The sequence below is a fragment of the Streptomyces nitrosporeus genome, from assembly GCF_008704555.1.
In the GTDB taxonomy this organism is placed as follows: domain Bacteria; phylum Actinomycetota; class Actinomycetes; order Streptomycetales; family Streptomycetaceae; genus Streptomyces; species Streptomyces nitrosporeus.
In genome coordinates, this window is the sequence record NZ_CP023702.1 from 1,737,771 (window position 1) to 1,750,655 (window position 12,885).

Annotated in this window: 10 protein-coding genes; 4 read left to right on the forward strand and 6 right to left on the reverse strand. The window is 74.0% G+C overall.

The window, feature by feature from the left end; translation table 11 throughout:
- Positions 1-111: 111 nt before the first annotated feature.
- Both CP967_RS07380 and CP967_RS07385 read left to right on the forward strand, forming a co-directional pair.
- Positions 112-1,356 carry an MFS transporter gene (locus CP967_RS07380; protein WP_150487184.1) on the forward strand — a complete coding sequence of 415 codons (1,245 nt, stop codon included), beginning with the start codon at positions 112-114 and terminating at the stop codon, positions 1,354-1,356.
- Positions 1,316-2,635, forward strand: coding sequence for a D-arabinono-1,4-lactone oxidase (locus tag CP967_RS07385; protein WP_150487185.1), 1,320 nt, complete (start codon positions 1,316-1,318; stop codon positions 2,633-2,635). Before CP967_RS07380 ends, CP967_RS07385 begins: the two co-directional genes overlap by 41 nt.
- Positions 2,636-2,736: 101 nt before the next feature.
- Here CP967_RS07385 and CP967_RS07390 read toward each other — a convergent pair whose 3' ends face one another.
- On the reverse strand, positions 2,737-3,846 hold the full coding sequence (locus CP967_RS07390) for a hypothetical protein (protein ID WP_150487186.1): 1,110 nt from the start codon (positions 3,844-3,846) through the stop codon (positions 2,737-2,739).
- Positions 3,847-4,341: 495 nt separating this feature from the next.
- Between CP967_RS07390 and sepH the strand changes: the two genes are divergently transcribed.
- Positions 4,342-5,400, forward strand: a complete 1,059-nt coding sequence (sepH, locus tag CP967_RS07395; RefSeq protein ID WP_150487187.1) for a septation protein SepH — start codon at positions 4,342-4,344, stop codon at positions 5,398-5,400.
- Between the two features lie 72 nt (positions 5,401-5,472).
- On the opposite strand, the gene CP967_RS07400 is transcribed toward sepH, so the two are convergent.
- The gene (locus tag CP967_RS07400; protein WP_150487188.1) at positions 5,473-6,294 is read right to left on the reverse strand and encodes a sulfurtransferase; all 822 of its coding nucleotides are present in this window, start codon (positions 6,292-6,294) and stop codon (positions 5,473-5,475) included.
- A 230-nt stretch (positions 6,295-6,524) separates the two neighbouring features.
- Here CP967_RS07400 and CP967_RS07405 point away from each other — a divergent pair, with 230 nt between their 5' ends.
- On the forward strand, positions 6,525-7,298 hold the full coding sequence (locus tag CP967_RS07405; protein WP_150487189.1) for a VOC family protein: 774 nt from the start codon (positions 6,525-6,527) through the stop codon (positions 7,296-7,298).
- A 45-nt stretch (positions 7,299-7,343) separates the two neighbouring features.
- Here CP967_RS07405 and CP967_RS07410 read toward each other — a convergent pair whose 3' ends face one another.
- The 4 genes from CP967_RS07410 to CP967_RS07425 all read right to left on the reverse strand — a co-directional run bounded on the left by CP967_RS07410 (position 7,344) and on the right by CP967_RS07425 (position 12,829).
- Complete coding sequence (locus CP967_RS07410; RefSeq protein WP_150487190.1) at positions 7,344-7,994, reverse strand: thymidine kinase; 651 nt, start codon at positions 7,992-7,994, stop codon at positions 7,344-7,346.
- Between the two features lie 63 nt (positions 7,995-8,057).
- On the reverse strand, positions 8,058-9,245 hold the full coding sequence (locus tag CP967_RS07415; RefSeq protein ID WP_150487191.1) for an alkaline phosphatase family protein: 1,188 nt from the start codon (positions 9,243-9,245) through the stop codon (positions 8,058-8,060).
- Positions 9,245-9,841: a DUF5998 family protein gene (locus CP967_RS07420; protein ID WP_150487192.1), complete on the reverse strand. Its 597-nt coding sequence runs from the start codon at positions 9,839-9,841 to the stop codon at positions 9,245-9,247. Before CP967_RS07420 ends, CP967_RS07415 begins: the two co-directional genes overlap by 1 nt.
- 90 nt (positions 9,842-9,931) lie before the next feature.
- Positions 9,932-12,829, reverse strand: coding sequence for a bifunctional acetate--CoA ligase family protein/GNAT family N-acetyltransferase (locus tag CP967_RS07425; protein ID WP_150487193.1), 2,898 nt, complete (start codon positions 12,827-12,829; stop codon positions 9,932-9,934).
- Between the last annotated feature and the right edge of the window lie 56 nt (positions 12,830-12,885).

Consider the following 12,885-nt stretch of genomic DNA (forward strand, 5'->3'; position numbering starts at 1 on the left):
GACAGGCGCCGTCCGGTGGTGTCCGGGATCCGGATCCGCCCGTGCGGCACGGGCCAGGCCGTAAGCTGTGTCGGCTATCGACACACCTGACAGGCCCCACCGGAGTACGCCGTGCCCAGCCCTTATCGCGCCGTCTTCGACGCACCGGGAACCCTCGCCTTCTCCGCCGCCGGATTCCTCGGCCGCATGCCGCTGTCCATGATGGGGATCGGCGTGGTGACGATGGTGTCGCAGATCACCGGCCGTTACGGACTGGCAGGCGCCCTCTCCGCCACGCTCGCCATGGCGGCGGCGGTCATGGGCCCGCAGGTGTCGCGGCTGGTCGACCGCTACGGCCAGCGGCGGGTGCTGCGCCCGGTCACGCTGGTGGCCGCCGCCGCGGTCGCGGGACTGCTGGTCTGCGCACAGCAGGGGTTCCCCGAGTGGACCCTGTTCGTCTTCGCGGTGGGTGCCGGGTGCGTCCCGAGCATGGGCTCGATGGTCCGCGCCCGGTGGGCCGCGATCTACCGCGGGTCGTCCCGGGACCTGCACACCGCGTACTCGTGGGAGTCGATCGTCGACGAGGTGTGCTTCATCTTCGGCCCGATCGTCTCCATCGGGCTGTCCACCGCGTGGTTCCCGGAGGCCGGTCCGCTGCTCGCCGGGGTGTTCCTGGTCATCGGCGTGTTCTGGCTGACCGCCCAGCGGGCCACCGAGCCGCGGCCCGCTTCGCCCAAGGACCGCACGGGCGGTTCCGCCCTGCGCTCGCGGGGACTCCAGGTCCTGGTGTCCGCCTTCGTGGCCACCGGCGCGATCTTCGGCGCGGTGGACGTGGTGACGGTGGCCTTCGCCGAGGAGCGCGGCCACAAGGCCTCGGCCAGCCTCGTGCTGGCCGTCTACGCCCTGGGCTCCTGCCTGGCCGGAGCCGTCTTCGGACTGCTGCACCTGAAGGGCAGCCCCTCCACCAGGTGGCTGCTGGGGGTCTGCGCGATGGCCGTGAGTATGATCCCCCTCCAACTGGCCGGGAGCCTGCCGTTCCTGGCCGTGGCGCTCTTCGTCGCGGGTCTGGCCATCGCACCGACCATGGTCACCACCATGGCCCTCGTCGAGCAGCACGTGCCGCGCACCCAGCTGACCGAGGGCATGACCTGGACCAGCACCGGGCTTGCGGTCGGGGTGGCCCTCGGCTCCTCCGCCGCGGGCTGGGTGGTCGACGCCTCCGGTGCCCGGGCGGGGTACGTGGTGCCGGCGGTGGCGGGGGCGCTCGCGGCCGCGGTGGCGCTCCGGGGTTATCGCCGGCTCGCGGAGCCGGCAGCGACGGGAGGGCGCGGGGAAGATGACCGAGACCTACGCAACGACGGCGAGCACGTGGCGTAACTGGGCGGGCAACGTCACCGCCCGGCCGGCCCGGGCGGTGACCCCCGCCTCGGTGGAGGAACTGGCCGAGGTGCTCCGCAGGGCCTCCGAGGACGGACTGCGGGTCAAACCGGCCGGCACCGGGCACTCCTTCACCGCGACCGCCGCGACCGACGGCGTCCACATACGCCCGGACCTGCTCACCGGCATCCGGGAGGTGGACCGTACGGCGATGACGGTGACGGTCGAGGCCGGGACCCCGCTGAAGCGGCTCAACACCGCGCTCGCCCGGGAGGGGCTCTCCCTCACCAACATGGGCGACATCATGGAGCAGACGGTCGCCGGGGCCACCTCCACCGGCACCCACGGCACCGGCCGGGACTCGGCGTCCCTCGCGGCGCAGATCCGGGCGCTCGAACTGGTCACCGCCGACGGCACACTGCTGCGCTGCTCGCCCGAGGAGCACCCCGACGTGTTCGCCGCCGCCCGTGTCGGGCTCGGCGCGCTCGGCGTGATCACCGCGATCACCTTCGCCGTCGAACCGGTCTTCCTGCTGACGGCCCGTGAGGAGCCGATGACCTTCGACCGGGTCACGGCCGACTTCGGCCGGCTGGTCGCCGAGAACGAGCACTTCGAGTTCTACTGGTTCCCGCACACCGGCAACTGCAACACCAAGCGCAACAACCGCAGCGCCGGTCTCGCCGCGCCGCCCGGCAGGGTCAGCGGCTGGATCGAGGACGAGCTGCTCTCCAACGGGATCTTCCAGGCCGCCTGTTCGGTCGGCCGCGCGTTCCCCGGCGCCATCCCCTCGATCGCCCGGGTCTCCAGCCGCGCGCTCTCGGCGCGCACGTACACGGACATCCCGTACAAGGTCTTCACCAGCCCCCGGCGGGTGCGGTTCGTCGAGATGGAGTACGCCCTGCCGCGGGAGGCGGCCGTCCCGGCGCTGCGCGAGCTGAGGGCCATGATCGACCGTTCACCGCTGCGCGTCAGCTTCCCCGTGGAGGTCCGCACGGCGCCCGCGGACGACATCGCCCTCTCCACGGCCTCGGGCCGGGACAGCGCCTACATCGCGGTCCACATGTACCGGGGCACCCCGTACCGGGCGTACTTCACCGCGGTCGAGCGGATCATGACGGGGCACGGCGGCCGCCCGCACTGGGGGAAGATCCACACCCGGGACGCCGCGTACCTCGCCGAGGCATACCCGCGGTTCGGCGAGTTCACCGCCGTACGCGACCGGCTCGACCCGGACCGCCTCTTCGGCAACGACTACCTGCGGCGGGTCCTCGGCGACTGAGCGGCCGCCGTCCGGGGCGTGTTCCCGGGGCGGCGCGGCTCACGGAACGTGTCCCCCCGCCCCGTGGGGGCCGGACGGCGCCTTCCGGGCCGGGGCGCCGGTCACCGGCCGGTGTCCGGCGGGGCCCCGCCCGCCGGGGCGTCCTCGGCCGGGGCGTCGCCGGAGGCGGTCGGCTCCGGCGCGGCGGGGGCGCTGCTCTCCGGAGCGGCGGACCCGGTGGGTGCGGGCGGGGTGGTCCCGCCGGTGGCGGAGGGAGCGGGTTCCGGGCCGGTGGTGGACGGGGCGCCGGTGCCCGGGTCCGTGCCGGGTTCCGTGTTCCGGTCCCCGTCCGAGCCGGTACCGGACGGTGCCGGGGTGCCCCGGTCCGGAGCACCGTCGTCCGGGCCGCCGTCGTCCTGCCGCTCCGTACCGTCGTCCGCGGGGGCGGGGTCGGTCGTCCCGTGGCCCCCGCCGCCGCGCACCACGGAACCGACGGTGGTGCCGCCGCCTCCGCTGAGGTCGTTGCCGGTGGCCAGTTCGTAGACGGTGATACCGCCCATCGCCACGGCGAAGACCGCGGCGGCGGCGAGGAGCGGGCGTTTCCAGCCGCGGACCCGGGTGCCGTGGGTACGGGCCTCGGAGTACTCGTCGCCGGTCTCCCCGAACGCCCCGGGCACCGCTTTGGCCGTGCTGCCGGGCGGCCGGGTCCCGTCCGGGCGCACCGCGCCGAGGAGCTGGGTGCGCTCCGGGTCCACCGTGCCGAGGAGCCGGGTCCGGTCCGGGTCCACCGCGCCGAGGAGCCGGGTGCGCTCCGGGTCGGCGGCCTTCAGCGGCCGGGTGCGCTCCGGGTCGTCCGCGGTGGTGCCCGTGCGGTCCCGCTCCGGCCGGACCGTGCGCAGCGCCGTCGTGGCCGTGTCGTCGTCCCGCGGCGGGGAGGCGGAGGCCGGTTCCCGGGTGCGGACGGTCACCTGCCGGCCGCCGGGGTGCTTCACATGGACCGTCACCTCACGGATCTGTTCACCCGTACGACGGAAGAAGTGCTGGAAGACCGATCCCCCGCAGGTGGCGACCACGCTCATCACCCCGGCGCCGGCGATCGTGCCGTACACGCCCAGCTGCGAGGCCATCACCGCTGCCGCGACCGCCGCCAGCGCGCTGCCCGCGACCTGCGGCAGGCTCAGGTCTATGCGCCTTTCCTTACCTTCCGCATCACTCTGCGGCTTCTGAACCATTACCAGCCCCTGCTCGACAACTACCCCAGCTTGCACCAGGAAGGGACATATGAGCGAAGCGAATAGTTCCGCTTCCGTGGATTGTGTGAAGCAGCACACCCGCCGGGCGCGTTCCGCCGGCCGCCGGGCGGCCCCCTCCCGCACCCACCAGGACTTCGGCGGCGCGCCGGTCCACCCAGGTGGCCCCGAATGGAGTACTGTGACGAGCCCTGGGGCCGGACTCCCGATACGGGGGGCCGGACCTGCGGGAGGGGGCCGAAGGGCGGCACTCGAACCGGCGGCGCCGCGGCATCGCACGGGCGCCTGCGAAATGGAGTGACCACCGGGTCGCTACGCGTCGCGCACAGGTACCGTGCTTCCTGGTGATCCAGGGCCGAGGTCCGGCACGCCGGGTAACTTGGCAAGGTTGTGGCAGGCTGAACCCGGGCAGGTCACACTCGACTAGCGGAAGCAGCGACGCACGTGACGTCGGCAGGCACCACCCGGGAGGTTCCCATGCCCGAACTGCGTGTCGTGGCCGTCTCGAACGACGGCACACGACTGGTGCTCAAGGCTGCCGACAGCACGGAGTACACGCTCCCGATCGACGAGCGGTTGCGTGCCGCCGTGCGCAACGACCGCGCCCGGCTCGGCCAGATCGAGATCGAGGTGGAGAGCCACCTCCGCCCCCGTGACATCCAGGCGCGGATACGAGCAGGCGCCTCCGCCGAGGAGGTCGCCCAGTTCGCCGGTATCCCGGTGGACCGGGTGCGCCGCTTCGAGGGCCCCGTCCTCGCGGAACGCGCCTTCATGGCCGAGCGGGCCCGTAAGACGCAGGTGCGGCGTCCCGGTGAGAACACCGGTCCGCAGCTGGGCGAGGCGGTCCAGGAGCGGCTGCTGCTGCGCGGCGCCGACCGGGACACCGTCCAGTGGGACTCGTGGCGCCGGGACGACGGCACCTGGGAAGTCCTGCTGGTCTACCGTGTCGCCGGCGAGCCCCACTCCGCGAGCTGGACCTACGACCCGCCGCGCAGGCTGGTGCAGGCCGTCGACGACGAGGCCCGTTCGCTGATCGGGGAGACCGACGAGGTCGCCGCGCCCGAGCCCAGTTTCCCCTTCGTGCCACGGATCGCGCGGCTGCCGCGCGACCGCCCGCTGGACCGGGCCCTGGACCGGCAGATCGAGCGGCCGGCCCCGCCCGCCCCGGAGCCGGAGGAACGCGTCGGCGGGATCTCGGCGGGCGAACGCGATTCGCTGACCAGCCTGCTGGAGGCGGTGCCCAGCTTCCGGGGCGACATGGTGGTGCCGGAGCGGCCGACGCAGCCGGAACCCCCGGCGATCGAACCGGCGGTCCAGGAGCCGGAGGCCGACGAGTCCCCGGCGGCGGCGTCCGCCGGCGCGGGTTCGGCGTACGCGGACGTGCTGATGCCGCGCGCGGTGGCCGGCCACCGGGACCGGCTGACCGGTACGACGGACCGGCAGGCCGAGGCGGACGGTGTCCGTCCGGGGCGCCGGGCCGCGGTGCCCAGCTGGGACGAGATCGTCTTCGGCACCCGCCGCAAGAAGCAGGACTGAGCTCCGGCCCGTTCCCCTGACGGCGAAGGCCCGCACGCGACGGCGTGCGGGCCTTCTTCGTGGTGTGTGCCGTCACCGGGGGCCGGTGGCGACGGGGCGGGTGCCGTCGAAGGTCCATTCGGACCAGGAGCCCACGTAGAGGGCGGCCCGGTGCCCCGCGATCTCCAGGGCCAGGATCTCCTGGGCGGCCGAGACACCGGAGCCGCAGTAGACGCCGATCTCGGTACCGGGGGCGGCGCCCAGGGCCGCGAAGCGGGCGGCGAGCTGCCCGGCGGGCAGGAAGCGTCCGTCCTCGGCGACGTTCCCGGCGGTCGGGGCGGAGACCGCGCCGGGGATGTGCCCGGCGACCGGGTCGATGGGTTCGACCTCGCCCCGGTAGCGCTCCGCCGCCCTGGCGTCGAGCAGCAGCCCGGAGGCGGCGAGCGCGGCGGCGGCGTCCGCGTCCAGCAGGGGCAGCGCGCCCGGCTCGGGCCGGAAGTCGCCTTCGCCGGGCTCCGGGTCCTTCGTGGAGAGCTCACCGGTCCACGCGGGGAGTCCGCCGTCCAGCACCCGGACGTCGGGGTGGCCGGTCCAGCGCAGCAGCCACCAGGCCCGGGCCGCCGCCCAGCCCTGCCCGCCGTCGTAGACCACCACCGGGGTGTCCCGGCGGACCCCGGCGCGCCGCATGGCGGCGCCGAAGGTCGTCAGGTCCGGCAGGGGGTGGCGTCCGCCGCTTCCGGCCGGCCCGGCCAGTTCGGCCTCGAGATCGACGAACACCGCACCCGGGATGTGGCCGGTGTCGTAGCCGATGCGGCCGTGGGGGCCGCCCATTTCGTAACGCACGTCCAGGAACACCGGCGGACGCGGTCCCGTGAATTCGCTCATGCATTCGGATGCGGTGATGATGGGCTTCATGGGTGCCATCTTCGCCCAGGAATCATCCCTGACACAGGGAATGAAAAGGAAATACCACTACAAAGCATTCTTCTCGTGCGACTCGGAGTCCGAAACGCCGCGCGGCCAGGGTGCCTGGGGACCTCGGTGATGCAAGCATCTGCACGGAGCCGAAGGCGCCCGTACCGGTGGACAGCACTCGGCTCCGTTTCCCCCGTACGGCCACCCCGATGGTACGAGGAGAGAAGAACATGACCGAGGCTGCCGCACTCCACACACCAGGAGCCCCGTGCTGGGTGAGTCTGATCGTGCACCGGCTCAGCGCGACCGAGGATTTCTACGGCCGCTTGTTCGGCTGGGAGTTCAGACCCGGTCCCGAGGAACTGGGGCCCTATGTGCGGGCCTTGCTGCACGGCAAGGAGGTCGCGGGTATCGGGCAGCTGCCCCCGAACCGGCATCTCCCGATCGCCTGGACGACCTATCTCGCGTCGAAGGACGCGGACGTGACAGCCGAGGCCATCCGTTCCTGCGGGGGGACGGTGGCCGTCGGCCCGCTCGACGCCGGGCAGGCCGGCCGCCTGGTGATCGCGTCCGACCCGTGCGGGGCGGTCTTCGGTGTCTGGCAGGCCCGTGAGCACCTGGGTACGACCCTGGCCGGCGAGCCGGGCACCCCGGTCTGGAACGAGCTGCTGACCCGGGAGACCTCGTCGGTCGCCAAGTTCTACCAGGCGGTGTTCGGCTTCGGGACGGACGCGGTCGTCTCGGCCGACTTCGACTACCAGACCCTGCGGCTGGAGGGCCGGGCGGTGGCGGCCCTGCACGGGGTGGGCCACGCGCTGCCCCGTGACCGCGGACCGCACTGGATGACCTACTTCGAGGTGGCCGACACCGACGAGGCGGCCGCGCGCGTGGCGGAACTCGGAGGGCAGGTGCTCCGCCCTCCGCGGGAGGCGTCCGGCAAGCGGGTGGCCACCGTCGCCGACCCGGAGGGCGCGGTGTTCACCGTCCAGCAGTCGTCGCGCTGAGAAGGGCCGTCCCGGGGCGGCCGGAGACGGCGGCCCCGGCCCGGGTCAGGGGGCGGTGACCGGCAGGACGTCCGGGGAGAGCGCTCCGGCGCGGGCGGAGGCCGCGGTCGTCCGGCGGAGGTGGTGGCGGCGGCACAGGACCTCGTAACCGGTCTCCGCCGCCGGGCGGTTCACGTCCCCCACGACGATCTGGGCGCCCGCCACGACCATCTCCCCGTCCACCGTACGGGCGTTGTGGGTGGCGCGGGCGCCGCACCAGCACAGCGCCTCGACCTGGAGCTGCTCTATCCGGTCCGCCAGTTCGATCAGCCGCTGGGAGCCCGGGAAGAGCCTGGTGCGGAAGTCGGTGGTGATGCCGAAGGCGAAGACGTCCAGTCCGAGGTCGTCCACGACCCTGGCGAGCTGGTCGATCTGCTCGGGGGCGAGGAACTGGGCCTCGTCCACGATGACGTAGTCCGCCTTGCCGCCCTTGGAGAACTGGTCGACCAGGTAGGCGTACAGATCCATGCCTTCGCTCGCCTCCACCGCCTCCGTCACCAGTCCCAGCCGCGAGGAGAGCTTCCCCTCCCCCGCCCGGTCGTCACGGGTGAAGATCACACCACGGAGCCCCCGGGCCGAGCGGTTGTGCCCGATCTGGAGTGCCAGGGTGCTCTTTCCGCAGTCCATCGTCCCGGAGAAGAACACGAGCTCGGGCATGGGAAGTCGAAGGCCTTTCGGGAGCGGTACGGAATACGGGGTGCGGGGCGCGGGCGCGAGGGGTCAGGTACGGACTTCGAGGAGCGGGACGAGGAGTTCCGCCGGGGTCAGCGAGCCGTGCATGCCGGCCATCGCCGACTCGTGGGGCTCGTTGACCGACGCGGTGATCACCACGTCGTCGTGGGCGGCCGCCACCACGTCGCCGATCCTGCCGTAAACCCGCTCGTCGACCCGCGGCCCGAACCAGCCCGCGGCCACGGCCTCCTCGCGGCTCGCCACCCAGAACTGCTCGCCGAGCACCTCCCGCCAGACGGCCAGCACATCGGCCCCGGCCCCGGGGACGGCGTACACATGGCGGGCCCGGCCCTCGCCGCCGAGCAGGGCGACACCGGCACCGAGCTCCCAGTCCTCGTCGAAGTCGATCCGGGACCGCTCGTCGAAGGGGATGTCGACCATCCCGTGGTCGGCGGTGATGTACAGCGCGGTGCGGGGCGGGAGCTGCTCAGCCAGGCGGCGGGCGAGCCCGTCCGCGTACATCAGCCGGCCCCGCCAGGCGTCGGAGTCGGTACCGAAGCGGTGGCCGGCACCGTCGACCTCGCTGTAGTACGTGTAGACGAGGGACCGGTCGCCCGCGGCGAGCCGCTCGGCGGCGAGGTCCATCCGCTCCTCGCCGGAGAGCCTGCCGAGGAAGGACCCTCCGCTGAGGGCGATCCTGGTGAGCGGGGTGTGCTCGAACGCGGGTGCGGATACCTGGGCCGTGCGCACGCCCGCGGCGTGGGCCTGCTCGAAGACCGTCGGGTACGGCTGCCAGACCCTGGGCTCGGTCCACGGCTTCCAGCGCAGCTGGTTCATCAGCGCGCCGGCGTCCGGGTCGCGGACCGTGTAACCGGGCAGGCCGTGCGCGCCGGGGGGCAGCCCCGTGCCCACCGAGGCGAGCGAGGTCGCCGTGGTGGAGGGGAACCCCGCCGTCAGGGGGCGGCCGGTGCCGCCGCGCGAGGTGGGCAGCAGCGAGTGCAGGAAGGGCGCCTCGTCCGGGTGCGACCGGATCTGCTCCCAGCCGAGGCCGTCGATGAGGAAGACGCAGTTCCGGTCGGCGGGGGTGAGCTCGGGGATCACCGCCTCGAAACCCGGTACGCCCTGGCCGGCGACGAGCGTCGGCAGCAGGTCGGCGAGCGCGCCGCCGCCGTATTCGGGCACGGGGGCGGTGTCGGGTGCGAGCAGGACGGGGTCCTGCCAGGCCGGCTGGGCCATCAGCGGCCGGTCACGGCGGTGGCCGCGGTGGCTTCGGAGAGCGCCTGGGCGAAGGCGAGCGTCTGCCGCACGGCGTCCGGGCCGTCACCGGTCTCACTGACGCGCAGGCTCAGGTCGTCGGCGGTGGTGTTGCCGGTGTAGCCGTGGTCGGCGTCGCAGTTGGGGTCGCCGCAGGCGGCGGGTTCCAGGTCGATCCGGGAGACGGCACCCCAGCCGATCGTCAGGACCACCTCGCGGGGCAGGGTCCCCGGCACGTACTTCTCGGGGTTGGCCACCACCCGGCTGAGGACGACGGAGGAGATCCGCCCCAGCTTGACCGACTCCGTGGACGTCGTGGCGAAGGGCGTGGGGGAGCTGGTGTCCGCGGCCTGCTCGTCGGTGTGGCTCACGATGAAGCGCGTGCCCGTCAGGACGAGGACCGTGACATGGCGCCGCACCTCGTTGGAGTCGAAGGTGGTCTCCTGGTGCACCAGGTACGACGAGACCGGCTCCCCTCCGACGGCGGCCTCCACCGCCTCGGCCACGAGGGCCGGGTAGTAGCCGCTGCGCTCGATCGCCGCGCGCAGCCCCTGGGTCGTCGTACCGGTCTTTGCCATGCGGACCATCCTACGGGGGGCCGCCGACTGCCGGGGACGCCCCGCGCGGCCCGCCCCGCGCCCGCACGGGGCGCCGGGCGGGTCCGCGGCTCAGTAGCTGGGGAGCCGGCGGGGGCCGAGGTCGGTCCGGGCGGGTGCGGGGGCGAGCCGGACGCCCGCGCCCAGGACGGTCAGCCCGCGGGTGGCCACCACGACGGGCTCCAGGCCCACCGAGACCACCTCGGGGTGGTCGTCCACCAGCCGGGACACCCGCAGGAGCAGTTCCTCGAGCGCGGGGGTGTCCACCGGCGCCGATCCGCGCCACCCGAAGAGCAGTGGTGCGGCCCGGATGGAGCGGATCAGCTCGGAGGCGTCCCGGTCGGTGGCCGGCACCAGCCGGTGGGCGGTGTCACCGAGCAGCTCCGAGGGTGTGCCCGCCAGGCCGAAGGAGAGGACGGCACCGGCGGTGGCGTCGATCGAGGCCCGTACGACGGTGTCGACGCCCCGGGGCGCCATGGCCTGGACGACCGGCCGGAGCTCCGCGGGTGTGCCGAGCAGGCCGGTCAGCTCGCCGTAGGCCCGGCGCAGGGCCTCCTCCCCCGGCAGGTCGAGCCGGACGCCGCCGAGGTCGGAGCGGTGCCGCAGGTGGGGGGCGGTGGTCTTGAGCGCCACCGGGTAGCCGAGCCGTGCGGCGGCGGCGACCGCGCTCTCCACGTCCGGGGCCGGCAGCGCGGGGCGCACGGTGATGCCGTACAGGCCGAGGAGTCCGGCGGCCTCCTCATGGGTGAGGGGGCGGCCCCGGGGGTCCGGGTCCGGGCCGAGCAGGGAGTCGATCAGGTCGGCCGCGGCCTGCTCGTCGATCGTCTCGTCCAGGAACTCGGGGACCTTGCCGGGGGTGGCGGCCTGGCGGCGCCACCGGGCGTACCGCACGGCCTCGGCGAGTGCGCGGACGGCCCGCTCGGCGGCGGGGTAGGCGGGGATCCGGCGCACGCGGCGGGCGCTGTCCGGCTCCCCCGGCCCCTCCTGCCCGCCGGTGTCCCCCTGCCTGCCGGTGTCCTCCGGTCCGCCCGGCGGGAGGGCGGCCCGTCCGCCGGGCGGCGCCTGGGCGGCCGGGCCCGCGGGCGCGTCGGGGGGTGCGGTGCTCGCGGCCTCGGCGAGGGCTCCGGCCAGGCCGCCCATCTCCACGTGCACCACGGCCACCGGCTTCGCGGGCCGGGAGGCGGCCGCCTCCCGCAGGGCCGCGGCCAGCACCTCGCCGTCACCGGTGTGCGCCTCGCCGTTCTCGCCCACCCACGGGATGGCCGTGACGATCACGGCGTCGCACCCCGGATCGTCCAGTGCTTCCGCCAGCGCGTCCCGGAAGTCCTGCGGCAGGGCCTCCGTCGTGAGGTCGCGGGGCGGCCGCGGGCGCAGGCCCTCGGCCAGGCAGGCGTCGTAGGTGAGGAGTCCGAGCGACTCGGAGTTGCCGAGGATCGCCACCCGGGGCCCCGCCGGCAGGGGCTGGTCGGCGAGGAGCCGGCCGACGTCGACCATCTCCGTCACCGTGTCGACCCGGATCACGCCCGCCTGGCGCATCAGCGCGGAGACGGTCGCGTCGGGGACCCTGCTCACCGGCACCGTGTGGCCGGGCGGGGTGGAGCCGCTGTGCCGGGCGCCCTTCACGACGACCACGGGCTTCACCGCGGCGGTCCGCCGGGCGAGCCGGTGGAACTTGCGCGGGTTGCCGAAGGACTCCAGGTAGAGCAGGGCCACCTCGGTGTCCTGGTCCTCGTACCAGTACTGCAGGACGTCGTTGCCGGAGAGGTCGGCCCGGTTGCCGGCGGAGATGAAGGTCGACAGGCCCGCCCCACGGCCGTGCAGGCCTGACAGGACGGCGATCCCGATCGCGCCGGACTGGGTGAACAGCCCGATGTGCCCGGTGGCGGGCGACTCGGGGGCGAGCGAGGCGTTCAGCCGGACGGCGGGGGCCGTGTTGATGATCCCGAAGGCGTTCGGGCCGATGATCCGCATCCCGTAGGAGCGGGCCCGGCGGACGAGTTCACGCTGGCGCTCCCGGCCCGCCGCACCGCGCTCCGCGTAACCGGCGGAGACGACGACCAGGCCGCGGACGCCGTGCTCACCGCAGTCCGTGACGGCCTGGGGCACCCGGTCGGCCGGTACGGCGACGACCGCGAGATCCACCTTCTCGCCGATCCCGCGCAGCGAGCGGTGCGCGGGCACCGAGTCGATGGTCTCCAGCTCCGCCGGGAAGGAGCTGTTCACGGCGTACACGCGTCCCGTGAAACCCGAGGCGAGGAGGTTGCGCAGGACCGTGCGGCCCACCCCGCCCGGAGTCCTGCCCGTACCGATGACGGCGACCGAACCGGGCGCCAGCAGACGCTGCACCGAGCGGGCCTCGGCCCGCTGCTCACGGCCGCGCTGGACGGCGAGCGATTCGGCCGTGGGCTCGATGTCGAGGGTGAGGTGGACGGCACCGTCCTCGAAGCTGCGCTGCTGGGTGTAGCCGGCGTCCCGGAACACCTTGATCATCTTGGTGTTGGCGGGCAGCACCTCCGCGGCGAACCGGCGGATACCGCGCTCGCGGGCGACCGCGGCGATGTGTTCGAGCATGGTGGACGCCACACCGCGCCCCTGGTGCGCGTCCTGGACGAGGAAGGCGACCTCCGCCTCGTCCGCGGGCGCGGAGGCCGGCCGGCCCTGGGCGTCGATCCGGTCGTAGCGCACGGTGGCGATGATCTCGCCGCCGACCGTGACGGCCAGCCCCACCCGGTCCACGTAGTCGTGATGGGTGAAGCGGCGCACGTCCTTGGCGGAGAGGCGTGGATACGGGGCGAAGAAGCGGTAGTACTTCGACTCGTCGGACACCTGCTCGTAGAAGCTGACCAGCCGCTCGGCGTCGTCGGTGGCGATCGGCCTCACGCGGGCGGTGCCACCGTCGCGGAGGACCACATCCGCTTCCCAGTGGTCGGGGTACGCGTGATGCGGACTCTGGTCCGACATGGGCTCCATGCGGGAAGCCTACGGCTCACCCGTATCCGGCCGCGGGAGGGCTACGGTGGGAGCGG